This is a genomic window from Pseudomonas sp. NFACC43, assembly GCF_900119645.1.
Classification (GTDB): Bacteria; Pseudomonadota; Gammaproteobacteria; order Pseudomonadales; family Pseudomonadaceae; genus Aquipseudomonas.
Map to the genome: position 1 here is coordinate 1 of NZ_FPKK01000022.1, position 24,900 is coordinate 24,900.

Annotated in this window: 15 protein-coding genes and 1 pseudogene; 11 read left to right on the plus strand and 5 right to left on the minus strand. The window is 63.0% G+C overall.

What is annotated here, in order from left to right:
- Both BT179_RS25040 and BT179_RS25045 read left to right on the plus strand, forming a co-directional pair.
- Window positions 1–5,058, plus strand: a pseudogene (locus BT179_RS25040) (LapA family giant adhesin); the annotation flags it as partial.
- A gap of 118 nt (window positions 5,059–5,176) precedes the next feature.
- On the plus strand, window positions 5,177–5,515 hold the full coding sequence (locus BT179_RS25045; protein WP_072398992.1) for a tryptophan synthase subunit beta: 339 nt from the start codon (window positions 5,177–5,179) through the stop codon (window positions 5,513–5,515).
- 54 nt (window positions 5,516–5,569) lie between these two features.
- Here the strand turns inward: BT179_RS25045 and lapD are convergent, their stop codons facing one another.
- Together lapD and lapG are read right to left on the minus strand one after the other, a co-directional pair.
- Window positions 5,570–7,516: a cyclic di-GMP receptor LapD gene (gene lapD, locus BT179_RS25050; RefSeq protein WP_072398991.1), complete on the minus strand. Its 1,947-nt coding sequence runs from the start codon at window positions 7,514–7,516 to the stop codon at window positions 5,570–5,572.
- Between the two features lie 14 nt (window positions 7,517–7,530).
- Window positions 7,531–8,220 carry a cysteine protease LapG gene (gene lapG, locus BT179_RS25055; protein ID WP_072432210.1) on the minus strand — a complete coding sequence of 230 codons (690 nt, stop codon included), beginning with the start codon at window positions 8,218–8,220 and terminating at the stop codon, window positions 7,531–7,533.
- Window positions 8,221–8,425: 205 nt separating this feature from the next.
- Between lapG and BT179_RS25060 the strand changes: the two genes are divergently transcribed.
- The 5 genes from BT179_RS25060 to BT179_RS25080 all read left to right on the plus strand — a co-directional run bounded on the left by BT179_RS25060 (window position 8,426) and on the right by BT179_RS25080 (window position 15,427).
- Window positions 8,426–9,115: a GntR family transcriptional regulator gene (locus tag BT179_RS25060; protein WP_072398993.1), complete on the plus strand. Its 690-nt coding sequence runs from the start codon at window positions 8,426–8,428 to the stop codon at window positions 9,113–9,115.
- Between the two features lie 676 nt (window positions 9,116–9,791).
- Entirely contained in the window at window positions 9,792–10,568 is a 777-nt protein-coding gene (locus BT179_RS25065; RefSeq protein WP_072432209.1) for a DUF3050 domain-containing protein, read from the plus strand.
- A complete protein-coding gene (locus tag BT179_RS25070) occupies window positions 10,565–11,497 on the plus strand; it encodes a diiron oxygenase (protein WP_072398988.1) in 933 nt (310 codons plus the stop codon). Before BT179_RS25065 ends, BT179_RS25070 begins: the two co-directional genes overlap by 4 nt.
- 10 nt (window positions 11,498–11,507) lie before the next feature.
- On the plus strand, window positions 11,508–14,930 hold the full coding sequence (locus BT179_RS25075; protein ID WP_072432208.1) for an amino acid adenylation domain-containing protein: 3,423 nt from the start codon (window positions 11,508–11,510) through the stop codon (window positions 14,928–14,930).
- Between the two features lie 32 nt (window positions 14,931–14,962).
- Complete coding sequence (locus BT179_RS25080; RefSeq protein ID WP_072432207.1) at window positions 14,963–15,427, plus strand: SRPBCC family protein; 465 nt, start codon at window positions 14,963–14,965, stop codon at window positions 15,425–15,427.
- 173 nt (window positions 15,428–15,600) lie between these two features.
- On the opposite strand, the gene BT179_RS25085 is transcribed toward BT179_RS25080, so the two are convergent.
- Window positions 15,601–17,481: a methyl-accepting chemotaxis protein gene (locus tag BT179_RS25085; RefSeq protein WP_072398985.1), complete on the minus strand. Its 1,881-nt coding sequence runs from the start codon at window positions 17,479–17,481 to the stop codon at window positions 15,601–15,603.
- Window positions 17,482–17,735: 254 nt separating this feature from the next.
- On the opposite strand from BT179_RS25085, the gene BT179_RS25090 reads away from it, so the two are divergent.
- From BT179_RS25090 to BT179_RS25100, 3 genes are all read left to right on the plus strand, one after another.
- Window positions 17,736–18,236, plus strand: a complete 501-nt coding sequence (locus BT179_RS25090; protein ID WP_072398984.1) for a sigma-70 family RNA polymerase sigma factor — start codon at window positions 17,736–17,738, stop codon at window positions 18,234–18,236.
- Window positions 18,226–19,215 carry a FecR domain-containing protein gene (locus BT179_RS25095; RefSeq protein ID WP_072432206.1) on the plus strand — a complete coding sequence of 330 codons (990 nt, stop codon included), beginning with the start codon at window positions 18,226–18,228 and terminating at the stop codon, window positions 19,213–19,215. Before BT179_RS25090 ends, BT179_RS25095 begins: the two co-directional genes overlap by 11 nt.
- 85 nt (window positions 19,216–19,300) lie before the next feature.
- Window positions 19,301–21,802, plus strand: a complete 2,502-nt coding sequence (locus BT179_RS25100; protein WP_072432205.1) for a TonB-dependent siderophore receptor — start codon at window positions 19,301–19,303, stop codon at window positions 21,800–21,802.
- Window positions 21,803–21,995: 193 nt separating this feature from the next.
- Here the strand turns inward: BT179_RS25100 and BT179_RS25105 are convergent, their stop codons facing one another.
- Complete coding sequence (locus BT179_RS25105; protein ID WP_072432204.1) at window positions 21,996–23,069, minus strand: fatty acid desaturase; 1,074 nt, start codon at window positions 23,067–23,069, stop codon at window positions 21,996–21,998.
- A 100-nt stretch (window positions 23,070–23,169) separates the two neighbouring features.
- Here BT179_RS25105 and BT179_RS25110 point away from each other — a divergent pair, with 100 nt between their 5' ends.
- Window positions 23,170–24,174, plus strand: coding sequence for an AraC family transcriptional regulator (locus BT179_RS25110; protein ID WP_072432203.1), 1,005 nt, complete (start codon window positions 23,170–23,172; stop codon window positions 24,172–24,174).
- 31 nt (window positions 24,175–24,205) lie between these two features.
- Here BT179_RS25110 and BT179_RS25115 read toward each other — a convergent pair whose 3' ends face one another.
- A complete protein-coding gene (locus tag BT179_RS25115) occupies window positions 24,206–24,892 on the minus strand; it encodes a Crp/Fnr family transcriptional regulator (protein WP_072432202.1) in 687 nt (228 codons plus the stop codon).
- Window positions 24,893–24,900: the final 8 nt, after the last annotated feature.

The window sequence follows — 24,900 nt, forward strand, 5'->3', positions numbered from 1 at the left end:
GCGGTCGATACGCCAGCGAACGATGTCTATAACAACGGCAGCACTGTCAGCACCACGATTACTGGCGCAACCGGCGGCAACTTCGAGAACCTGGTACCAAGCACCACCCCTGCGGTGACCACGGTTACCGACTCAGTAGATGCCACCGGCCTGACACTCAGCGCCAGTGAAACCATCACCGAAGGTGGCCAGATCACCTACACCGCTACGCTGACCAACCCGGCCCAGACGCCAATGACCGTCACCCTGAGCAACGGCGCGGTGATCACCATCGCTGCCGGCCAGACCACGGGTACCGTCGCGGTCGATACGCCGGCCAACGACGTCTATAACAACGGCAGCACTGTTAGCACCACCATCACTGGCGCAACCGGCGGCAACTTCGAGAACCTGGTGCCAAGCACCACGCCTGCGGTGACCACCATCACCGATTCGCCTGACGCGACCGCACTCACCCTCTCGGCGACCGGCACGGTAGCCGAAGGCGGCTCCATCGTTTACACCGCGACACTGAGCAACGCCGCCGGCTCGCCCGTCACCGTCACCTTGAGCAACGGTGCGGTGATCAACATCGCCGCCGGCGCCAAGACCGGCACCGTGACCGTCGATGCACCGACGGACGACGTCTACAAGGATGCCGGCAAGGTCGAAGTCAGCATCGACAAGGCCACTGGTGGCAACTTCGAAAACCTGGTGCCAAGCACTGCGCCTGCCGTTACGGATGTGACCGATACCCTCAATACCAGCACCGTTTCGCTATCCGCGACCTCGACTGTTGGTGAAGGTGGCACCGTGGTCTACACCGCCTCGGTTAACGCTCCGGTAACCGGCGCGCCACTGGTGGTGACCCTGTCCAACGGCCAGAGCATCACGATCCCGGTCGGCCAGAGCTCCGGCTCGGTGAACTTCACCGCGCCGAACGATGCCCTGGCGGGTGGCGGCAATCTCAGCGTCAAGATCGACGACGCCAAAGGCGGCAACTACGAAAACCTGGAAGTCGATGGCAAGCCTGCCAACACTGCAGTGACCGATACCCAGGACACCACCGGCCTGACGCTCTCGGCAACCGACACCGTGGCCGAAGGCGGCCAGATCACCTACACCGCTACCCTGACCAACGCCGCCGGCTCGCCCGTCACCGTTACCTTGAGCAACGGTGCGGTGATCAACATCGCCGCCGGTGCCAAGACCGGCACCGTGACCGTCGACGCACCGAAGGACGACGTCTATAAAGATGCAGGCAACGTCGAGGCAACGATCAAGACAGCGACAGGTGGCAATTTCGAACACCTGGTGCCAAGCACCACCCCGGCAGTGACGGCCGTGACCGACACGCCTGATAACACCACTGTCAGCATCAGCGGCAGCACGGCGGTTACCGAAGGCCAGTCCGCCACCTATACCGTCAGCCTGACGAACCCGGCGCAAACCGAAGTGACGGTGAAGATCGTCTACAGCGGCACCGCCGCCGATGGCACGGACTTCACGGGTGTCTACACCGTCAAAGTCCCGGCCAACGCCACCAGCGCAACCTTCAATGTCGCGACGCTGGACGACAAGATCACCGAAGGCACCGAGAACTTCGTGGTCAGGATCGACTCGGCCACCGGTGGCAACTTCGAGCACCTCGCGGTCAGTGGCACCAACGGCAGCGTCAGCACCTCGATCGTGGACAACGATGCTCCACCGGTCCTCGACCTGGACGCCAACAATTCCAGCGGCAAGACCGGAGCCGATTACCAGGTGACGTTCACCGAAGGCACCACCGGCCCGGGCGTATCCATCGGCGACACTGACCTGAAGATCACCGACCCGGACAGCACCATGCTGACCGGCGCCACCATCGTGCTGACCAACCGTCAGCCAGGCGATGCGCTGAACCTGGGCAACAGCGTCAACGGCATCAGCATCAATGCCAACAGTACCAACGGCACGGTCACCCTGACGTTGTCAGGCAACGCGACGCTGGCCGACTACATGCAGCAGATCAAGAACATCACGTTCATCAACAACAGCGACGACCCGAGCACAGTGCCACGCGTCATCACCGTGACGGTGACCGACGGCACCAACTACTCCAATACCGCCACCACCACCGTGAACGTGGTCGGGGTCAACGATGCTCCGGTGGCCGCTGGCGGCACCGCGACCGGAACCGAAGACACTTCGCTGGTCCTGGGCTGGTCGAACTTCGGCATCAGCGATGTGGACAGCGCCAGCACAAGCCTGGGCGTGAAGATCACCGGGCTGCCGAGCGATGGCAAGCTGCAGTACCTGGATGGTGCGACCTGGAAGGACGTGACCAGCAACCAGACCTTCAGCAAGGCCGATATCGACGGCGGCAAGCTGCGCTTCACTCCGGACGCCAACGAGTCCGGCGCCAATGGCAACCCGAGCGGCGTGGGCGACCAGAAAGCCGACTACACGCAGATCCAGTTCCAGCCGACCGATGGCCAGACGCTGGGTAACGCCGGTACCGTGAAGATCGACATCACGCCGGTGGCTGATAAGCCGAGCCTGAGCGTGGCCGGCAACAACGTGACCTCCACCGGCCTGATCAAGGAGGTCTGGACCGGCCTGCCAGGCCTGGGTACCGATGGCAGCGGGGCGCCATCGGGCACCCTCAAGTCGGTCATCGATGCCGCCGGCACGCCGAACAGCAGTACCAACGTGACCAACGTGCAGTCCGACAGCAACGTCAACCCGGGCACCGCCTCGAAAACCTCGGGCCTGATTTTCCTGGAAGCCGGAAAGACCTACACCTTCAGCGGCACTGGCGACGACAGCCTGCTGGTGACGATTGGCGGCAAGGATGTGGCCGGCATCACCTGGGGGGCGGGCGGCAAGCTCAATGGGTCGTTCACCCCGACCACCAGTGGCTACTACACCCTGGATATCTACCATCACAACCAGACCGGCCCGGGCAGCTATGATGTCAACCTCTCGGTCAACGGCAGCACGCCCGTGGACCTGAGCAGTGCCGGCGTACCGCTGTATACCGGCGTGACGGACCTGGTGAATGCCGGTGTGACCGTTTCCGATCTGCACGGCACCAATGGCGAAGGCTATTACGACGGCTTCAAGCTCAACGAAGGCGCCGAAGGTGGCAGCGTGAATCTGTCGAAGATCACCACCGCCCTGACCGATACCGACGGTTCCGAGAGCCTGAGCGTGAAGATCGGCGGCATGCCGCAAGGCAGTGTGCTGAGCGACGGCGACGGCCACACCGCGACCGTGGGCGCCAACGGCGAAGCCTCGGTCACGGGCTGGAACCTGGGCAGCCTCAACCTGACGCCTCCATCCTACTTCAACGGCCAGATCAACCTGACCGTGACGTCGACCTCCACCGAAGCCCTTGGCGGATCGGCGGTCACCACCGCGCAGATCCCGGTAACGGTGCATCCGGCGGTCTACAACGCGGCCACCGCCACCTCCGGCAGCGACAATTTCACGGGCACCGACGGCAACGACGTGATTGTCGCCGACATTGGCGGTCTGACCGTGGTACCGGGCGTCAACTACAACATTGCCTTCATGGTTGACAGCTCCGGCAGCATGAGCGAGTCGTCCCTGACTGCCGCCAAGAACTCGCTGACGTCGGTGTTCAACACCCTCAAGCAGAGCATGGGCAACAACTCGGGCACGGTGAACATCTTCCTGGCGGACTTCGACCGCCAGGTGAACAAGACCGTTTCGGTCAATCTCAAGGACCCGAATGCGCTGACCCTGCTCAAGAACGTCCTGGACTCCATGGTGTCCGGCGGCGGTACCAACTACGAAGACGTGTTCAAGACCACGGCCAACTGGTTCAAGAGCACCGAGGCCACGAGCAACACCGGGGCGAAGAACCTCACGTACTTCATCACCGATGGCCAGCCGACGTTCTACCAGGCCGGCGAGCAGACGAACCCCGACCTCTATAACGGCGTGAAGCTCGACAGCCTGATCACCACGACCAATTACAAGTTGGGCCAGACATTCAGCGCCGACCTGGACAGCACCCACCGTGTGCAGGTCGACGAGTCCGGCAATGTCTCGTTGCTGACCTGGAAAAAATCCTGGGGCGGCTACTGGAGCGAGGAGTCCCTGGGCACGCTGCACGCCCAAGGGGACGGTACCTACGAACTGTCGTACCGCGACGGCACCGGCAGCAGCACCGACTCGGCCACCACCAGCAACTCTCTCAGCGCTTTCGCGCTGCTGAGCTCGGTGTCGGGCGTGGAAGCGATCGGCTTGAACAAGGACGTCACCCTGACCGACCTCAAGCCGTACGACTCCGATGGCAAGCCGCAGACCAACATCGACCCCAAAGACCTGGCCAACTCCATCATTGGCCATACCGAAGCGACGCTCCCGGGCTCCGACACGGTCAATGGCGCCGACGGCAACGACATCCTGTTCGGCGACCTGGTGAGCTTCAACGGCATCGCCGGCGAGGGTTACCAGGCCATCCAGTCGTTCGTGGCCCAGCAAAGCGGCGTCGACGTCAGCAAGGTCACCACCGCCAACGTGCACCAGTACATCACCGAGCACTACACCGCGTTCGATGTGTCCGGTGCCCACGATGGCAACGACACGCTGCTGGGCGGCGCTGGCAATGACATTATCTTCGGCCAGGGCGGCAACGACTCGCTCGATGGCGGCAAGGGCAATGACATCCTGCTCGGCGGCAACGGCAACGACATCCTGATCGGCGGCAAAGGCAACGACACCCTGATCGGCGGCCTGGGCGGCGACACCTTTGTGTGGAAATCCGGCGACACCGGCACCGACGTGATCAAGGACTTCAAGGCCAGCGAAGGCGACCGGATCGACCTGAGGGATCTGCTGCAGGGTGAAACCGGCAGCACCATCGATCACTTCCTGAAGATCACCACGGTCGATGGGGTGTCGTCGTTGCAGGTCAGCACCACCGGCCAGTTCAACGCGGCCAACGGCGCAGCCGCCACGCCGGACGTGACGATCAAGCTCGAAGGCAACAACTGGTCGAACGTCAACCTCAACTCCCTGATCGCCGGCAGCGATCCGACCATCAAGGTCGATCACAACAACAGTTGACCTGAGCACACCCCAGGAGAGAGCGCTTGCTCCTTCTCCTGGGGATAAGGGTTCATACTCCCGCACAGTTGGCCTATGCTGCCCAGCATGACGCCGCTTCATACATGAGGGATGCCCGATGTTTTATGTGCAACGCGATGCACAAGGCCTGCTGGTGCGCGTGGAGGCCAGCGCTTATGCCGAGGCCACCGAAACCCTGCCGGCCGACAATCACGAGATCCAGGACTGGTTCGCCAACCAGGCGGTAGAGAACAGCCTCAAGCAACTCAAGCAGAGCGACCTGGAGATGATTCGGGTACTCGACGACCTGATCCAGGTCCTGACAGCCAAGGGCGTCATCCGCGTCACCGACCTGCCGCCGGCGGCCCAGGCCAAGCTGATGGACCGCAACCAGGCCCGGGAAGCGCTGGGCGGGCTGAGCCGCTTGATCGATGACGATGAGAAAGGGTTGATCTAGCCGGGCTGACTGATCCTTCCCTTGCTCTGCATGGGAACGATCAGTGGTTCAGGATCACACCCAACGCCGGGGTTCGCCCACCAGTTGCCCCTGCACGCCGAACAACCCCATCTCGCGAATCACCGCCAGTTCCCCTTCGGTCTCCACCCGCTCGGCAATCAAGGGCAGGTCGATGCTGTGGGCGGCGCGCTGGATGGCTTCGATGAACAGACGCTTGTCGCTTTCCTGGTCGATGGCGCGGATGTAGCTGCCGTCGATTTTCAGGTAGGCCAGTCCCAGCCGCGACAGGTTGCCGATCATGCTGAACCGTCCACCGAAACGCTGCAGGCTCAGGGAGAAGCCCAGCTCGCGCAGGCGTCGGGTCAGTTGTTCCAGCACCGCTTGCTCGGGCAGTTGCTCTTCGCCGATCTCCAGCGTCAGGCGCGGCCCCAGGTTGGAATGGGCGCGCAGGATCTCGAAGATCCTGTTCAGTGCCTGGGGGTCGGCCAGGGTAGCGGAGGACAGGTTCAATGCCAGGGCTTGCTCGTGCCCGGCCATCTGCTTGAGCACCTGTTCGAGCATCAGGCGATCCAGCCGCGCAGTCCAGCCGAAACGCTCCAGCCAAGGCAGGAAGCGCCCGGCCGGGATGGTCTGGCCCTGGTCGTCGAGCAGCCGCGACAGCACTTTGTAATGCAGCACCAGCTGGGTGTCCTGGGCGGCCACCACCGGCTGGAAATACAACTCGAACCGCTGATTGCTCAACGCCTGGTCGAGCAGCGTGTGCCAGGCATGGTGATCGTCACCGACGCTGGCCGACGCGCTGTGTTCGAGACAGGCCCAACCGGGTTCACCCTGGCTTTCAGCCTGTGCCAGGGCCTGGTCGCCCAGTTGGAGCACCGCTTGTGGCGAATCGCCGTGGACGAACGGCGCCAGCCCGATGGAGGCCACCGACGCCACGTCGGTCGCGCCGGTGGCGTGAAGGCTTGCCAACGCCGCTTCGAGATTCTGCGCCAGCTGCAGCGCCTCTTCACGTACCAGGCCCGGCGCCAGCACGGCGAATTCGCCGCCGCGGATGCGGGTCACCAGGTTGTGGGTTTCAGGGTAGCGGGCACACTCACGCAGCAATTGTTCGCCCACGGCCTTGAGCAGTTGGTCGGTACGCTGCCCGCCCAGTCGCTGGTTCAGCCCGGCCAGGTCCTTGACCCGCAGCAGCAGCAGATAACCGGAACTGGCCTGCTCCGGATTGCTCACCCGGGCATTGAGCTGCATCTCGAAATAACGCCGGTTGGCCAGGCCCGTCAGGTTGTCCTGGTAGGACTCGACCCGCAGTTTTTCACTGCGCTCGGCCTGCTCCTCGAACAGCGCCTTGAGCTTCTCGACCATCTGGTTCATCGCCTGCACCACGCGACGCAATTCAGGGGTACGCGGCAGCTCCGGCAGGCTCAGGAACTCGCGACGAGCGATGGCATGGGACTGGTGCACCATGTAGTCCAGGGGCTTGAGCTGACGCCGCAGCAGCAAGGCCCCCAGCACCGCGCTCACGGCGCCGCACAGCAACAGCCAGCCCAGGCTGCCCAGGGCGCTCTGCCAGAGCTTGGCGAGGGCGAACATCGGGTGGCTGACCACTTCGACCCGCGCCGCCTGCTCCCAGCCGCGGCTGACGATGGCATCGCCACCGGCCGGCTCCAGGCCGATGAGCTTGACGAACCACTGCGGCACGCTGCCGGCGTCCGGCACGCCGGTGCGCTCGACGAGGGTCTTGTCGGTGGCCACGTCGACCACGCGGATGCTGGCGTAATAACCGCTGTCGAAGATGGAGCTGACCATCAGCTCCACCATCGCCGGATCGTCGATGTTCGGTGTCAACGACAGCGCCAGCGCCGTGGCCGCGTCCTGGGCATGGGAACGCAGCTGATTGACGTATTGGGTCCGCGAGCTCTCCAGGCTGACCATGAAGCTGCCGCTGAAGGCGACCACCAGGAACAGACAGATAGCGATCAACAGTTGTTTGAACAAGGACATCTGAGCGCGCGCTCCTAGTTAGTCTCGACCGGAAAACCTTCGGCCTGCATTTTCTTCAACACATCCTGCCACCGGGACAGGCGCTTGGTGTCACTCACTTTCTTGTTGCCCTTGGTGCCCGGCAGCCATAGCCCTTCGGCATTGAAAGAGTAGACCGGCAGCAGGTCGGTCCGCTGGCTGGCCGGCTGGATGCCGTCGATCAGGCTGTCGAGCACCAAGGGCATGGCATCGGGGGTGGCGTAGTAGGTCAGTACCATATGTGCCCGGTTCTGCCGCAGCGCCTTGACGTAGGTGATGCGCAGCTTGTCGCTGGACACCCCGAGATGGCGCAGGCTGAAATACTTGGCGATGGCGTAGTCCTCGCAATCGCCGGCGCCCTTCCACAGGGCCTGGATGGGGGTTTCCCAATAGTCGACTTCACGCCACAGGTCGATGTCTTCCACGTAGCGCACCTGCTTGTTGAAGAACAGGTTCACCACCTTGAGCTGTTCCAGTTCCGGGATCTGCTTCTGGGTCGCCAGCAGCTGTTGCCAGGCATCGATCCGTTGCTGTCCTTCGCCCAGCGGCCCGTACAACCCTTGGGCCCGCCGGCTGATCTGGGCGAAGTCCCAGTCGGCCCGCAGGCCACCCAGCATGAGGCCGGCCAGCAACAATGCCGAACACAACCAGCGCAAGGACCTGAGGACTGTGGAAGGTGCAGCCAAGGGAAATACGTCCGGAAAAGGGCCGTGGGGAAATTCGTTGGATGGTGCAGCCTGGCCCGGGAAAAGACAATGGCAGGGTGAAATCATCCCAGGCACGCTAAACTTTAGTTCAGGAACCGGAGCCGTCAGATTTTGACGGCATGAGAAACTGTAACTAGTGTTGGCTTGGATCCAATTTCGTTACTACCAGCCAGGGTGCGTTGTCGTGACACAGAAGCCCAAGCCGTTAAGCACTATCCAGGTGAACAAGCCCGTCCCTGCGGCCCAGGCACGTTCGATCATCGAAGGCTCCCTGCGCGAGGCCATTCTCGATGGACGCCTGCCCCGTGGCACCGCCCTGCGCCAGCAGGAACTGGCCGACCTGTTCGGCGTGAGCCGCATGCCGGTGCGCGAGGCATTGCGCCAGCTCGAGGCCCAATCGCTGCTCAACGTGGTCCAGCACAAGGGCGCCGTGGTGGCCCCGCTGATCACCAACAATGCCATCGAGACCTATGCATTGCGCGCAGTCCTCGAAGCCTTCGCCTTGCGCCTGTCGATCCCGCTGCTCGACGCCGACGACCTGGCCCAGGCCGCTCGATACATCGACCAGTTGGAAGCGCAAACCGATCACGCCGAAATCGGCCGGCTCAACCGGCTGTTCCACATGTCGCTCTACCACAAGGCCCCCAACAGCAAGCTGTTGGACCTGGTGGAGCGCGAGCTCAATGAAGAAGAGCGTTTCCTGCGCTTCCACCTGTCTTCGATGGGGCTGGGCAAGCTGACCCAGGACGATCATCGTGCCCTGCTCGAGGCGGCGGCAGCCAAGGATATCGACCATGCGGTGGCGTTGCTGGAGCACCATCTGGAAAAAGCCTGCGTAACCATCCGACGGTACCTGGAGCAGTCGCAGGACTGACCTCACCCGCCAAGCCATCGACGTATCACTTTCTTACACATCCCTCCTACCCGTCTTGCCGCCTGCCTGACGGGCTTGGCCGTCGCCGCGCCTCATCGTCGCACCAGCCCAATGGCACTGCCGCCGATTTGGGCTCACTCTTGCGTTTGTCGATTCAAAAAACAGACCTGAAGAAGTCAGCGCCCGGCGTCAGCCAGGCGAATCGAAGCCACCACGCAAGGAGCGTCGCCCAACCGGCGGGAGGATCGTATGTCCGAACGACTTCCGGCCCTTAAAAACCCAAACTTCTTATTCCCTGTCCCCTGAAGTGCTCCGGGTGAGGCATTCACTCGAACTATTCGATTCTGATCGCTATAAATCGGAAGGAGCTTCTTCGCCCCAATAAAACTTATATAAAAAGTTTTACAAGCACTACTCGCACCCAATAAAAGTACAACTTCAAATAATTAAAAAAGTTCTTGCCGCTTACTTGTTTCGTGTATTAGTTTTTTCTACGTCGCGCTTCCATCGACGCTGAAAAACCTCACAAAGAAACCAGAAACAAAGGCCGCAAAGCCAGCAGCACGCAATTACTGCGAACACTTTAGTTATTCATGGACTCCGGTTCAGGCACCCGCTCGCCTTGATTAAATCTCGAGCCACCTTCCGGTCAAACATCATTGATGAGGACGTTCCAATGCAGCCAACCAAAGAGCAACTTATCCTGAAGAAACGTGAACTTGGCCTACATCCGGTTTTTTCCGAAATAACTTCAATCGACCTGTTGCGCCGCTTTATGGAAAGTCACGTGTTTGCCGTGTGGGACTTCATGTCGCTGACCAAGCGGCTGCAACGGGAACTGACCTGCGTCCAGCTACCCTGGCTGCCACCCGCCGACCCCCATGCCGCCCGGCTGATCAACGAGATCATCCTGGGCGAAGAATCGGACGATCGTCCGGGGGCGGGCTATTGCAGCCATTTCGAACTGTACCTGGACGCCATGCGTGAGGTCGGTGCGGACACCCGGGCGATCGAGCGATTCATTGCCTTGCAACAGGAAGGCGTCAATCCCGATACCGCGCTGGACAGCGTCGAGGTGGAGCCAGCGGCGGCGCGGTTCGTCCGCCAGACCCTGCATACCGCCTTGCACGCCCCGGCCCACAGCGTGGCGGCCGCGTTCGTACACGGTCGTGAAAGCGTCATCCCGCAAATGTTCCAGCGGATGCTGGACGACTGGGGCATTGGCCTGGACCAGGCGCCGACGTTTCGCTATTACCTGCAACGGCACATCGAGGTGGATTCGGAAGATCACGGCCCGGCCGCGGAAAAACTGCTGGCCCGGCTGATCGACGGCGACCCGCAGCGCGAGACCGAAGTGCTGTCCGCCGCGCTCGCCGCGGTTCACAGCCGTGCGGCCTTGTGGGACGGCTTGCACGAAAGCATGACCCAACCGGTCGCGCAGGTGATGCCATGAGCGCGGTCCAGTACCAGTCCTTCGCCGACGCCTGGGAAACCCGCGCCACGATCCGCACCCGGCCTCGACGCTGGGTGGAAAACGACGACAAGTTGATTTTTCCCATGAGTCGTCAACCGCTGGTGCACAGCCAGACCTTTCTCAGTCATTGCCCGCAATTGCGCGACTTTGCCTTGGTGCAGAGTCTCTACAAATTCATCAACGATGTGGTGATCTTCGAGACTGAACTGGTGGACCACACCGCCCGGCGCATTGCCAAGAATCGTTTCGGCATCGAGTTCCCGTTCGCCTGCCGCTACGACGCGATGACGGTGGTGGTGGACGAGGACTATCACGCGCTGGTGGCCATGGATTTCATGCAGCAGACCATCGACATGACCGGCATAGAACCGATCCCGTTGCCTGCACAGATCGAGTTGAGTCGCGCCATACCGGCGACACTGGCCCAGGCGCCCGGGCATTTGCTCAGCGCCGTGGAGCTGATCTGTATCGCCATTGCCGAAAACACCGTGACCAACGACGTGGCAGCCTTCGCCCGGGACGATTCGGTCAAGGCGTCGATCAAGGGACTGATGGCCGATCACCTGCTGGACGAAGGCCGGCACTCGGGTTTCTGGACGCGACTGGTGCAGATGTACTGGCGCACCGCTTGCGAAGAAGACCGCGAAGCGATCGCGCGCCTGATGCCCGGCTTCATCGTCCAATACCTGGCGAGCGACCTGCAGCAGGCCTTCGATTTCGAGTTGATCGCTCACCTGCCCGTCGACGAATCCGTGCGCCAGTCGCTGCGCGAAGAGGCCGGCGCACTGGCCTATCCCATCAATCGCTTTCACCCGCTGGTGGGCAACATCACGCGGTTTTTCCGCGGCAGCTCGATGCTCGCCTCGCCCTGCGTGCGTGAGGCCCTGGCCGACTACCTGACCCCATGAGGAGAAGCCGATGAGACGTCTCGAAATCGCAGTGTCTGGCACCAGCCTGGCCATGGCCGAACTGGCCCGCGAACTTGAATTGCACGGCCACGGTGTCGTCCACTTCCAATCTCCGGCCGACCCTGGCGCGGTCGACCTGTTGATCGACGATGCGACCGTGCCTGGCGCCATTGCCGCCCGTTCGCACCTTCACGTGCGGATGGCGTTACTGGCCGTGCCCGGCGAAGTCCTGCCGCAACCGGTGGTGGTGTTTCTCGACGCCGGGCAGCGTCCGTTATGCCGGGAGGTCGTCGCCCCGGAAAGCTCGGGCAACGGCCAGTCGTTGCGGTTGCGCACAGTGGCCGTGGTAGTGGAACACGCGGCGCGCCTGGTCAGCCATTTGTCACGGGACGAAGCCTGCTTCGCTCACTGGTCGACGGCCCCGGCCGATACCGTCGAGTCCCCCTTGCACGGCCTCGATATGCTGGAGGCGCTGGCCTTCGAGCACCGGCTCAACGGTCCAGCGGTGCCGTGGCTGCTGGCGGCCGCCGAGGTGCCGGTCATGCACGACATCGAACAGCGCATGCTCGATGACGCAACCCGATCGGCGCTTTGGGTCGAAGGCCGGCTCATCGATTACCGAGACTTGCGTAGCCTGGCGTTGAGGTTGCAGCAAGCGATACTGGAGCGGATCGGTCCATGCACTTCCCCCAGGGTGATCGGCGTCTGCCTGCCCAAGTCCGCGCCGCTGTATGCGGCCATTCTCGCGGTGCTCGGTTGCGGCGCCGTGTACCTGCCCCTGGACCCGCAACACCCGGCGCAGCGGCGGCGCTTCATCCTGGAGAATGCCGCCGCCGACCTGCTGCTGCACGATGGCGACTGCGACCTGGGCGAACTGGCGATGCCTGCGTTGGACGTGCATCGACTGCCATCGTCCCGGCCTGGCTTTCCCGCCTCGCTGATCCGCCGCAGGGTGGAGGTCGACGAGCCGGCCGTGGCGATCTACACCTCCGGCACCACCGGCCGGCCCAAGGGGGTATTGCTCAGCCATCGCAACCTCAGCCACTTCTGTGCCTGGTACGCCGATTATGTCGGGTTGCAGCGAGACAGCAGGGCCCTGCAGTTTTCCACCATCAATTTTGATGCGTCGTTGCTGGATATCCTGCCGACCTTCCGCCAGGGCGCGCTGTTGGTGATACCCGACGAGGACCAGCGTCGCGACCCGCGGCGGTTGGTGACATTGATTCGTGAGCAGCATGTCACCCACGCCTTCCTTCCGCCGGCGCTGCTGAGTGTGATGCCGCTGGATGCACCGCTGGGCCTGGAGCACCTGATCACTGGTGGGGATGTCTGCGAGCCGTTCGTGATCGAGCGCCTGGCGCCGCAGTGCCAGTTCCATAACATCTACGGCCCGACCGAAACCACCGTGCTCGCCACCACGCGACAATTCGCCGTGGGCGACAACAACCGCAACCTCGGCGTGGCCATCGCCAACGCTCGCCTGCTGATTCTGGATGAGCACCGGCAACCGGTGCCCCAGGGCACACCCGGCGAGCTCTACATCGCCGGACCGGGGGTAGGCCTGGGTTATCTGAATGACCCGGCGCTGACTGCGGGCCGCTACCTCGACCTCACACTGCCCGGCGAGAACACCCTGCGCACCTACCGTACCGGGGATATCGGCCAGTGGACCGACAACGGCATCGTGCTCTGCGGCCGGCGCGATAACCAGGTGAAGATCCGCGGCTTCCGGGTCGAGCCGGAAGAGATCGAGCATTGCCTGCGGCAAAGCCATTGGTTTCGGCAAGTGGCGGTGGGGGTGGATGAGCGGCGACGGATCCTGGCGTTTCTCGTCCATCCCCGGGAAGACCGGCCCGGCGCCGCGCTCCAGGCCTTGCGCGAGCATGTGCAACAGACGCTGCCCGCCTACATGCATCCCGCCGCCTACGTCGAATTGCCCAGCCTGCCCTACACCAGCAATGGCAAGGTCGACCGCCGGGCCCTGCTTGCCCTGCCGGTGCAGGTATCGTCCTCAGGAGAGCATCGACAGCCACAGAACCCACTGCAGGCACAGTTGCGACAGCTGTGGGCCGAGCTGCTGGAGTTGCCTGCCGAAGACATTGCCATCGATGAGAGCTTCTTCAACCTGGGGGGACATTCGATCCTGCTGTCGCAGATGTTGCTGAATATCCACCAGGCGTTCGGCCGCAGCCTGTCGATCAATCGTTTCATCGAAGCGCCCACCCTGATCACCCTGGCCAAGTTGCTCGACGATCCCGGAGCAAGTGGCGCATCGGTCCTCAGCCCGCAGGCGTTCATCGATGCCGAGGCCGAACTGGACATCGATCCGTTGCCCATCAGCCAGTGCGGGGATGTGCACAAGGTGGTGGTGACGGGAGCCAACAGCTTTCTCGGGGTGCACATTGTCGAGGCCTTGCTGGCCTGGGGTGCCACGGAGGTGGCCTGCCTGGTGCGTCCATCCGCCAGGAACAGCGCCGCCGAACGTTTTGCCCAGGCCTTGCAGGACAACCGCCTGACCCACCTGGACCTGAGCCGGGTCAGCGTCCATGCCGCCGACATCACCCAGCCGCAACTGGGCCTGCCCGATGACGTCTATGCCCGTATCGACCAGACCTTCGGCGCGCTGGTGCACAACGCTGCCCACGTCAATCACGTGCTCGACTACGAGTCGCTGGCAAGGGACAACGTGGAACCGATCTTCGAATGCCTGCGCCTGTGCGAAGGACGCAGCAAGAAGGTCTTCAACTTCATCTCCACCCTGTCGGCCTCCAGTGCCCTGGACGCCGACGGCCAGGTCCTGGAGCAGCCCGCCGCAGCGACGCCGCCGATCTACATCAAGAACGGCTACAACCTGTCCAAATGGGTGGGCGAACGGATCCTGCAACGGGCCCGGGAGCGTGGCGTGCGGGTCAATCTGTTTCGCCCCGGCAACATCAGTTTCAACAGCCTGACCGGGGTCTGCCAGCCCCACAAGAATCGCCTGATGCTGATGCTCAAGGGCTCGATCCAGTTGGGCCAGGTACCGGCCCTGTCACTCAACTTCGACTTGATGCCGGTGGACTTCCTGGCCCGCTTCATCGCCTTCCACGCCAGTCGCTACCAGCCGACCCAGGCGGTGTTCAACCTGCACAATCCCGAGCCTTTGAGCTGGGACGCCTATGTGGCGTCGTTCCGTGAAAGCGGTCGTGAGTTTTCCCTGGTGAGCGTCGCGGACTGGCAGCGGCAACTGGGCCGCGTCGATGCCGACAACGCGCTGTTCGGGGTACTGGGCTTCTATCTCAACGGGTTCGAGGAAGACATCGGCGACATCTCGATGATCCGTCATGACAACGCCCGGACCGGCGTACGACAGATGGGCGCCCGCTACCCGGAAAAGTCCCCGGCGCTGCTGCGCCGCGGCGCCGACTACCTCAAGGCCATCGATTTCATCTGAAACACCCAACCGCAAAAAAAAGGAGCAAGACCATGAAGACATTCCAATCCGACACCCTGATCAGGAACCCCCGGGCCTGCCACGTCGAAACCTCGGTGGAGGTCGCCGACGATGCGGCCCGCGTCTGGGAACTGGTGGGTGATTTCGGTGGCTTCAACCGATTCATCCCGGCGCTTGCGCGCATCGAAATGACCGGCGAGGGCGTGAGGTCCCTGCGCAAGAAATTCTTCGCCGATGGGCAGAACCTGGTGGTGGAGCAGCTCAACAGCCGCGACGATCAGGCCATGCACATGACCTGGACACTGGTCTACAACACCCTGGGCATCGATAACCTGTGGGCATCGATGCAGGTCGAGCCCTTGGCGCCGAAGCGCTGTCGCGCCACCTGGACCATCATCGCCGACCACACCGACGCCCATACGCCGTCGGGCTTCAGGGACTTCCTGCAGGGCTTCGCCGATGAGGCGATGGGCAATGTGCAGGGAATGTTCACGTAAGCACCAGCCCCTTGCTCGCGAAGGTGATGATGCAGTCGGCGGTGATGCCCGCTGTACCGACGTCATCGCGAGCAAGCTTTCGCATTGAGTCGCAGCGAACTCAACATCCAGGCTCACCGCCAATCCCCTTGGGGTGCGAGCTTGCTCGCGATGGCGGTGGCCCGGCGACTGGGTCAGATCTTGAAGCTGTCCACCAGTTGCTTCAGGCGGTTGGCCTGCTGGGACAAGGCATCGCAATCCTTGAGGGTCTCATTGAGATTGGCCACGCTTTGCTGGTTCAGCAGGTTGATCTGGCTGACGTCCATGTTGAGAGTTTCCACCACGGCGCTCTGCTCTTCGGTCGCGGCGGCGACCGACTGGTTCATGCCGTCGATTTCGCCGATGCGCTGCGTCACGCTGACCAGCCGCAGGCCGGCCTGGTTGGCGACCTCCACGCTTTCAGCGCTGGATGCCTGGCTGGCGTTCATCGTGGTCACCGCTTCACGGGAACCCACCTGCAGGGAGGTGATCATCTTGTGGATCTCTTCCGCCGACTCCTGGGTGCGGTGCGCCAGGTTGCGCACCTCATCGGCCACCACCGCGAAACCGCGCCCGGCTTCGCCGGCACGGGCTGCTTCGATGGCGGCGTTCAGGGCCAGCAGGTTGGTCTGCTGGGAGATGCCCTTGATCACATCCAGGATGTGCCCGATGTTGTCGGTGCTGGCGTTCAGCGTTTCGATCTGGGTGCAGGAGAGGCTGATTTTCTCCGAAAGTTCGGACATCGCCTGGATGGTTTTTTCCACCACCTGGCGGCCGTCTTCAGCCTGTTCGCTGGCACCGCTGGCATGCTGCGAGGCATCGGCGGCGTTGCGAGCGATTTCCTGGGTCGCGGCCCCCAACTGATTGATGGCCGCCGCCACGCTGTTGGTGCGGGCACTCTGCTCATCCGAACCTATGATCGACGCGTTGGACGAAGTCATCACCCGCTGCGACAAGTCGTGCACCTGCCGGGTAGCGGAGGAGACTTCAGCGATCGAGGCGTGGATACGTTCCACGAACTGGTTGAACGAGCTGCCCAGCTCACCGAACTCGTCCTTGCTCTGCACCACCAGGCGCCGGGTCAGGTCGCCTTCGCCCTGGGCGATGTCCTGCATGGCGCGTCCCATGGTGGTGAGCGGGCGCATCAGCACCTGGATCAACAGGCTCAGCAGCAGCGCAATGGCCGCCACCGCGACGAACATCGCAATCAGCGCCGAGGTACGGAACTGGCTCAGCGGTGCATAGGCCTTGTCCTCATCGATCGACAGGCCGATGTACCACTGCGCATTCGGCAGGCCCGCCACCTGTGTGAACGAGAGGATCCGGTCCTGTCCGTTCAGTTCCACTTCCTGGATGCCTTTCTCGATGCGCACCGGCGTGCCGGGGTAGATGTCCTTGAGGTTCTTCATCACCTGGTCCTTGTCCGGACTGACGATGACCTGACCGTCGCCGCTGACCAGGAAGGCATGCCCGATGCCGCCGAAATCCACCGAGTTGATGATTCTCACCAGGGTTTCCAGGCTCAGGTCACCGCCCACCACGCCCAGCAGCTCGCCGTTGCGTTTCACCGGCAGGGCAATGGTGACCACCAGGCCGCCGACCGCGGCCATATAGGGCGGGGTCAGCATGGTGCGGTCGGCGGCGACCGCCTGTTTGTACCAGGGACGCTGGCGCGGGTCGTAGCCGTCGGGCATCTTCGCGTCGGGGCGCTGGGTGAACACACCGTTGGCCTGGCCCACGTAGGTGAACTGGAAATTGGAGGTCAGCGCCGGCTGGTCCACAAGCCCCGGCAGGTCGGCACTGACGCCTTGATGGGCGATGTTCTGCGCCAGGTTTTCCAGCACCAGCACCCGGCCGCTCATCCAGTTCTGGACGCTGCTGGCCGTCAACTCGCCGGATTGCTCGATGGACGATTCGAGACTGCGGCCGATGGTGTTGCGCTGCAGATAATCGTTGTAGAGGGTGAACAGGGCGAAAGCCAACACTACTACACCAGAGGCGGCCAGCAGGATCTTATGGCTGAACTTTAGATTCATCGATGAGGACTTCTTCTGCAGAGAGTGGGGGTGCATTCCGGGTTGCAACATTCCATGTGACAGCGCGGGCGGGAGGGAACCCCGCTCCATTTTGGTGCACGCATATTCCTCTGTCGGCAAGTTCGGGAAAAAAATTAGGACTTTAAAAAACTGGGCGACGGAAGGCCGCGACAGTCGAACGGTGGTTGCAAATTCTCCGGACGCTGATGACAATGCGACCTATTATCATTTGTGACACCCAGGGCGTCGCGTTCATGTCATCTCCCGAGTTTGCAGTGCAGGCGCTCTACATCAACCATCACGGCTGGCTTCATACCTGGTTGCGCAATCGGCTCGGCAACGCCGCGGATGCGGCGGACCTGGCCCAGGATACGTTCGTGCGCCTGCTGCAGCGCACCGAGCGCCTGGAACTCAAGGCCCCGCGTGCCTTTTTGCGTACCATTGCCCAAGGCCTGGTCATCGACCACTGGCGGCGGGAAGAGATCGAGCGGGCATACCTCGAAACAATAGCCCATCTGCCGGAAGCCGAAGTCCCTGGCGCCGAAGCCCAGGCCCTGATCCTGGAACTGCTGGAGGCCATCGCCAGGATGCTCGAAGGCCTGAAGCCAAAGGTGCGCCGGGCCTTCCTGCTGGCCCAATGCGAAGGCCTGACCTACAAGCAGATCGCCGAACACATGGGCATTTCCCTGCGCTCGGTGGAACGTTATGTCGCCGATGCGCTGTATCACTGCTACGTGTTGCGCTATGACCACTGACCCCATGGGCCGCCGCAACGGACCCTCGCAGCAAGTGGTCAGGCAAGCGATCAATTGGGTGCTGCGCCTGCGCAACCACGCCGCTCATCCGAGCCTGCGTCAACAGTGCGAGGTCTGGCGCGCTGCCCATCCCGAACACGAACTGGCCTGGCAGCGGGTGCAATCGCTGCACAGCGAACTGACCTCGAACCTGCGAGCCGTGCCCGGCGCCCACATCGCCCTCGAAACCCTGGAGAACAGCGCCCGGCGACTCGACCGCAGGCAGGCCTTGAAACTGCTTTCTGGCGTGGCACTGGTGGGCTGCGCCGCGTGGTTGGGCAAAGACCTGGGCGGGCAGCCATGGACCGCCGATTTCGCAACCGCCACCGGCGAACGCCGAGGCTTCCAGTTGCCGGACGGAACACGGCTCGAACTCAACACCCACAGCGCCGCCGATCTGGATTACACCTCGCAGCAACGCCTGATCACCCTGGCCCGCGGTGAAATCATGGTCACCTGCGGGCGCGATCCGGCGCGACCGTTGCTGGTACGAAGCCGACAGGGATTGTTCGAAGGCCAGGAGGGACGCTTCATCGTGCGCCAGGACAGCGATTGCACGCGCCTGAGTGTCAGCAGTGGCCGGGTGGTGATCCGTTCCCACACTGGCAGCGATGGCGCGCTGATCCAGGTGAATGCCGGGCAGCACTATCTCGTTTCCGCCTCCACGGCGACCGTGGCACCGCCGCTGGACATGGACGCTGGTGCATGGGCGGACGGATTGATCGTCACCCGCAACATGCGCCTGGAGGACTTTCTCAACGAAGTAGGACGCTACCGCCGGGGCTACCTCACATGCGCCGCATCGATCGCCGACTTGCGGCTGTCGGGCGTCTTCCGCCTGGAGGACACCGACAGGCTGCTGGCCGTCCTGCCTCGCACGCTCGGGGTGCAGATACGTTATCGGACCCGCTGGTGGGTCACGGTGGAACGCCCTGCCTGATTTTTTGGCGGGTTTTGGGCGGCTGTCCGGCTAGGAAGGTAAGCAACGCTTTTCTGCCTTCAGCGACTCCAACGGAAACCTGTAAATGACTGAGCGCGTACACTTCAAGACCCCCTTTGGCGGCTCCTCGGACACCGGCCTGCTGCGCCAGGCCATCCGCGCCGCGCTACTGACCACGGCGCTGAGTGCCGGCGTCGCGCCGATGCTGGCGGTCGCCGCCGACAGCGTCAGCACCAGCCGCCAGAGCTACAACATTCCCGCCGGCCCCCTCAGCGATGTGTTGAACCAGTTCGCGCGCCAGGCGGGCATCACCCTGGCCAGTACCCCGGAGCAGACCCGTGGCGTGCAGTCCCCTGGCCTGCAAGGCGAATATTCGGCAGACCAGGCCCTGAGCCATCTGCTCAGCGGTTCAGGACTGGTTGCCGTCAGCCAGGACGGCAGCAGTTATGTCCTGCAGACCGAGGCCGAGGTCAGCACCCTGGCGCTGCCCACCACCGATATCAAGGGCTTTGCCCTGGGTAATGCCCTGGGCAGCATGGAGGGCTACAACGCCACCCACAGCCAGGTCGCCACCAAGACCAGTACCGCCCTGCGGGAAACCTCCCAAAGCGTATCGGTGGTCACCCGCGAGCAGATGGACGACCAGGGTGCACAGACCGTGTCACAGGCCATGCGTTATACCCCAGGCGTATTGACTAACCCCTACGGCGCCACCCACCGCTACGACTACGTGGCGATGCGCGGCTTCAACGATGGCTCGGTGGACAACATCTACCTCGACGGCCTCAAGTCCATGGGCGACAGCGGCACCTACAGTTCGATCCAGATCGATCCGTATTTCCTGGAGCGGGTCGATATCCTCAAGGGACCGTCCTCGGTGCTCTACGGTCGCAGTTCTCCTGGCGGACTGGTGGCGCTCACCAGCAAGAAGCCCTTGTACGAGGCCTATCACCAGATCCAGGCGACGGTCGGCACCCAGGGCCAGCGCGGCATGGGCTTCGACTTCACCGGCCCGGTGGACGACGACAAGCGCATCGCCTATCGCCTGATCGGCCTGGCGGACACGTCCGACACCCAGTTCGACCATAACAAGGAAAAGCGCTTCGCCCTCGCGCCCACCGTGAGCATCGACTTCACCGAAGACACCTCGCTGACCCTCCAGGCCTACCTGCAACATGACCCCGACGGCGGCTACCATGGCGGCATGCCGGCCGACGGTACCCTGCACCAGCGCAACGGCCGACGGATTTCCGAGAATTTCTTCGAGGGCGAACCGGGGGTCGATCGCTATGAGCGTGACCAGCAATCGTTCGGCTACCAGTTCGAGCACCGTTTCAATGATGTCTTCACCGCCCGGCAGAACTTCCGCTACCTGGATTCGGAGGTCAAGAACGACCAGGTCTATGCCTACGGCTGGACGACGCCCACCAGCAACGAGCTCAATCGCTATTACACCGGCGCCGAAGAAAAGCTCCACGCCTTCATCGTCGATAACATGCTGCAAGCCGAATTCTTCACCGGCGCGACCAAACACACCGTGCTGATGGGCGCCGACTACCAGCGGCGCAAGACTGTGGTGGACTGGACCAGCGGCAGCCTGGCGCCGATCAACGCCTTCGATCCGGTCTACGGCAACTCGACCATCACCTACTCCAGCCCCACCAGCTATCTGCGGCGCCTGGAGCAGACTGGCGTCTACCTGCAAGATCTGGTGGAAATGGACAAATGGCGCTTCTCTCTAGGCCTGCGCCAGGACTGGGTCGAGACCTCGGATGAAAACCGCATCGCCGAATCCGGTCGCCCGCAAGGCACCGAAATCAACGACAAGCGCACCAAGCTCACCGGTCGCGCCGGCGCCTTGTACTTGTTCGACAACGGCCTGGCGCCGTACATCAGCTATTCCGAGTCGTTCAACCCCAACTCCTACGCCGACAGCGCCGGCAATCCACTGCCACCCACCGATGGCAAGCAATGGGAACTGGGCTTGAAGTACCAGCCACCGGGCACGGATGACTTGTACACGGCGTCGCTGTTCCGCATCGACCAGGAAAACCTGGCGACCAAGCTGCCCCAGGAGAACTTCTACCGCGCCGTGGGTGCCGTGCGCTCCCAGGGCCTGGAACTGGAAGCGCACCTGCAGTTGACCGAGCAGCTCAAGCTGCTGGGCAGCTACACCTTCACCGATATCGAATACTCGAAATCAATGGTCAGCACCCTGAGTACCCCCACCGACATCATCGAAAACAAAGGCAACTCACCGACCCAGGCCCCGCGCCACATGGCATCGGTGTGGACCGACTACAGATTCGACAGCGGCGCCCTCGATGGCCTGCGACTGGGCGGTGGCGTGCGATATGTCGGCTACAGCTGGGCCGATGCGGAGAACACCATGAAAGTGCCCTCCTACACGCTGTTCGATGCTTCGGTGGGGTATGACCTGGGCAAGGTCGGCTTGAAGGGCATGGACGTTCGCCTGAACGCCAACAACCTGACCAACGAAACCTACGTGGCCTCCTGCGCCAGCTTGAGTTACTGCTACATGGGCGAAGAACGCAACGTGGCGGCTACGGTGAGTTACCAGTTCTGACTCATTCTTCAGGTCACCCACGCCCCCCCCTGTGGCGGGGGGATTTATCCCCGCTGGGCTGCGCAGCAGCCCTTTGACTGCCGCCTCGTGGTGTCAGGCCTGATTGCACTCAACCTTTTTGGGGCCGCTGCGCGGCCCAGCGGGGGTAAAGTCCCTCGCCACGGGTTGTTTTCCATCCCTGAAATTGTGCACCTCAAACCCGAACGGCCTTGCCTTCCTCCCGCACCACACCCTCCTGGCGCACGAACCGATTCGCCCGCCCGAACGTGCCAACGTCATTGAACCGCACGCCCATCTCCCGCATCACCTGGTGAGCCACCGGCACCGTCAGTTGGCGAATGTAGAACGGCTCCTTCACCACGAAATGATGGATCCCGTGACTACTGCCGAAGTTGAAGCAGAAAGCTTGCAACGGCCACAACCACCAGGGATTGAGCACCTGGGTCTGCTGGATGACATTGCCTGGCTCGATGTCGCCGTAGTAGTGCATGTTCGAGCTGATGAAGTGCAGGCAAAAGGTACGCAATACATTCGGGCCGATGATCACCACCGCGGCGATGTCGATCACGTGCATGACCGACAACGTGGTCGCCGACCAATCGATCGACGTACCCATCAGGCTCGCGACGCCGTTGGCCCCATGAAAACCGAGGAACACATACCAGGCGCCCCAGTGCAGCAACGCCAGCGGGAAGTACACCTTCAGCGTGCGCTTGAGAATGCTGCGCCTGTGGGCCCAGGTCCTGGCCCGAAGCAGGCGGATGAACGCCGACATGACGTTGTCCCCCACCATCAGCAGCCTCGCCAGCCCCCAGGGCTCGCCGTTGGTGATGGCCCGCTCTTCCAGGTCGGCTTCGCTGCCGGATACCTTGTGGTGACTGAGGTGCAGGTGGCGGCGGATCCACGGGTTGATGGTGCTCGGCCGCGCCAGCCAGACCAGCCCCATCATCAGGTTATGGGGCAGGCGTTGCTTGCGAAAATACATGCTGTGGATCAGGTCATGCTCCAGCTCATGGGTCAGGGAGGCGAAAAAGGCGTTGAGCAGCAAGCACGCCCAGCCGGCCAGATGCCCGTTGATATAGAGCAGCGCCGATCCGATCATCCCCGCCAGGGCGAACGCCAGGATGCCAGCTCCCATCGCATCCTGATGCCGCAGGATCGGATAACGCTGGCGTAACTCATCGCCCCGGGCCAGCACGACCTGGCGGATATGGGCGGCGCGTTGTTGTGCATTCAATCGGTCGGGACTTGCGCAAGTGCCGTGCATGGCTTACATCCTCTGATAACGATGTGCTCATCCTGACGGGCGTTGTTCCACAGGGTAGTAGCCGTAGACGCCAACCTGTTGACCGCAAGCGCCAATTGTCATGACTGAACCGACCACCCTTGCCAGCTGGACCCGGGCCCTGCGCAAACAGCTCGATGCGCTGGGGCTGGACAGCCACGCCCTGTGCCTGGAGGCCGGCCTCGACCCACAATTGATGGACGACCCGAACGCCCGCTACCCGCTCTCGGGCACCAGTCGCCTGTGGACCCTGGCCGTACAGGCCAGCGGCGATCCGGCCATCGGCCTGCGGGTATCGCGCTTCGTGAGCCCCACCACGTTCCACGCACTGGGTTACGCCCTGGTGGCCAGCGGCAGCCTGCGGGAAGTGTTCGAGCGGATCGTGCGCTACCACCCGGTGGTCAGCGACGCGCTGACGCTGCAATTGCGTCGCTGTGAAGACCGCTACCGCTTCAGCCTCGACACGCCCCAGGACCACCCGGCCCCGGCCTTCGAAGCCCTCGATGCATTCGCCGCGATCTATGTGCGCACCTGTCGCAACCGGCTGGGCCGCGACTATGCGCCGTTGGCAGTCTACCTGCGGCGGCCGGAGCCGGCGGACCCCGAGCCCTGGCATAAAGTGTTCCGCTCGCCGGTGCATTTCGCCGCCGCGCAGGATTGCCTGGAGTTCAGCCTCGCCGACTTCGACAGGCACCTGGACGACGCCAACCCGGAATTGGCCGAACACAACGAAACGGTACTCAAGCGCACCCTCGCCCAGCTCCAGCCACTGACCTGGGAACGCAAGGTGCGGGCCGCTATCGAGGCCCAGTTACCCGAAGGCGAACCCAGCGCCGAACGCATCGCCCAGACCATGCACCTGAGCCTGCGCAGCCTGCAACGACACCTGGCCGACGAAGGCTGTCGCTTCGATGCCTTGCTCAACGAATGCCGGGAGAACCTGGCGCTGCTGCACTTGCGCGATCCCCAGTGCTCGCTGAGCGAAGTCGGCTACCTGCTGGGCTTTGCCGATGCCAGCAGCTTCAGCCGCGCCTTCAAGCGCTGGACCGGCATGACCCCGGGGCAGTTTCGCGAGGGGCTGCGCTGAACCGGATGCGTGCGCCTCGAACTGCCGTCGTTCAGGTCCTGGTCAGGGCCCGCAAACCCTCGATGTCGAGAATCTCGATCTCGCCATAGCCCAGGTGAAGAATGCCCTGGCTCTGCAGGTCCTTGAGGATCTGGTTGGTGGTCTGGCGCGACAGCGATACCATCAGTGCCAGCTGCTCCTGGGGCAGTTGCAGGACCTGGCGCACCGCGTCGGTCTCGCCGTAGCCTTCGGCGATCAGCAGCAGGCGATGAGCCAGGCGAGCCGGGGCGGGCATCAGGCTCAGGTGCTCCAGGTTGATGAACGTGAGGCGCAGCTTGTGGCTCATCAACAGCGCAAGATGCCGCCAGTAGACCGGTTGCGCCTGCAGCAACGCCAACAGTGCCGCCTGGGGCAGGTGCAGCAGGGTGCACGGGCCGACACACACGGCGTCATGGGTCCGCGGCTGGCCGTCGAAAAGGCAGATTTCCCCGAACCAGTGGGGCGCCTCGATCACACTCAGCAGTGCCTCCTTGCCCTGCTCGTTCACCGCGCCTACCCGTACCGCGCCTTCCAGCACGGCATACAGGCCGCACGGCGGATCGCCGCGCTTGAACAGCCGATGGCCTGGCAGCAGGCGGCGCTCGCGGGCCATGTCCAGCAGGCTACGCTGTAACTCAACGGGCAAGTGGCTGTACCAGTGGCCGGCCATCAGCGGTAAATGCCAGGGATGCGAATTCATGGAAACTC

Bases quoted from the DNA above. Each gene is read 5' to 3' on its own strand.
- BT179_RS25045 (WP_072398992.1), top strand. From the start codon at position 5,177: ATGTTTTATGTGCAACGCGATGCACAAGGCCTGCTGGTGCGCGTGGAG.
- lapD (WP_072398991.1), bottom strand. From the start codon at position 7,516: ATGTCCTTGTTCAAACAACTGTTGATCGCTATCTGTCTGTTCCTGGTG.
- BT179_RS25065 (WP_072432209.1), top strand. From the start codon at position 9,792: ATGCAGCCAACCAAAGAGCAACTTATCCTGAAGAAACGTGAACTTGGC.
- BT179_RS25070 (WP_072398988.1), top strand. From the start codon at position 10,565: ATGAGCGCGGTCCAGTACCAGTCCTTCGCCGACGCCTGGGAAACCCGC.
- BT179_RS25075 (WP_072432208.1), top strand. From the start codon at position 11,508: ATGAGACGTCTCGAAATCGCAGTGTCTGGCACCAGCCTGGCCATGGCC.
- BT179_RS25080 (WP_072432207.1), top strand. From the start codon at position 14,963: ATGAAGACATTCCAATCCGACACCCTGATCAGGAACCCCCGGGCCTGC.
- BT179_RS25085 (WP_072398985.1), bottom strand. From the start codon at position 17,481: ATGAATCTAAAGTTCAGCCATAAGATCCTGCTGGCCGCCTCTGGTGTA.
- BT179_RS25090 (WP_072398984.1), top strand. From the start codon at position 17,736: ATGTCATCTCCCGAGTTTGCAGTGCAGGCGCTCTACATCAACCATCAC.
- BT179_RS25095 (WP_072432206.1), top strand. From the start codon at position 18,226: ATGACCACTGACCCCATGGGCCGCCGCAACGGACCCTCGCAGCAAGTG.
- BT179_RS25100 (WP_072432205.1), top strand. From the start codon at position 19,301: ATGACTGAGCGCGTACACTTCAAGACCCCCTTTGGCGGCTCCTCGGAC.
- BT179_RS25105 (WP_072432204.1), bottom strand. From the start codon at position 23,069: ATGCACGGCACTTGCGCAAGTCCCGACCGATTGAATGCACAACAACGC.
- BT179_RS25110 (WP_072432203.1), top strand. From the start codon at position 23,170: ATGACTGAACCGACCACCCTTGCCAGCTGGACCCGGGCCCTGCGCAAA.
- BT179_RS25115 (WP_072432202.1), bottom strand. From the start codon at position 24,892: ATGAATTCGCATCCCTGGCATTTACCGCTGATGGCCGGCCACTGGTAC.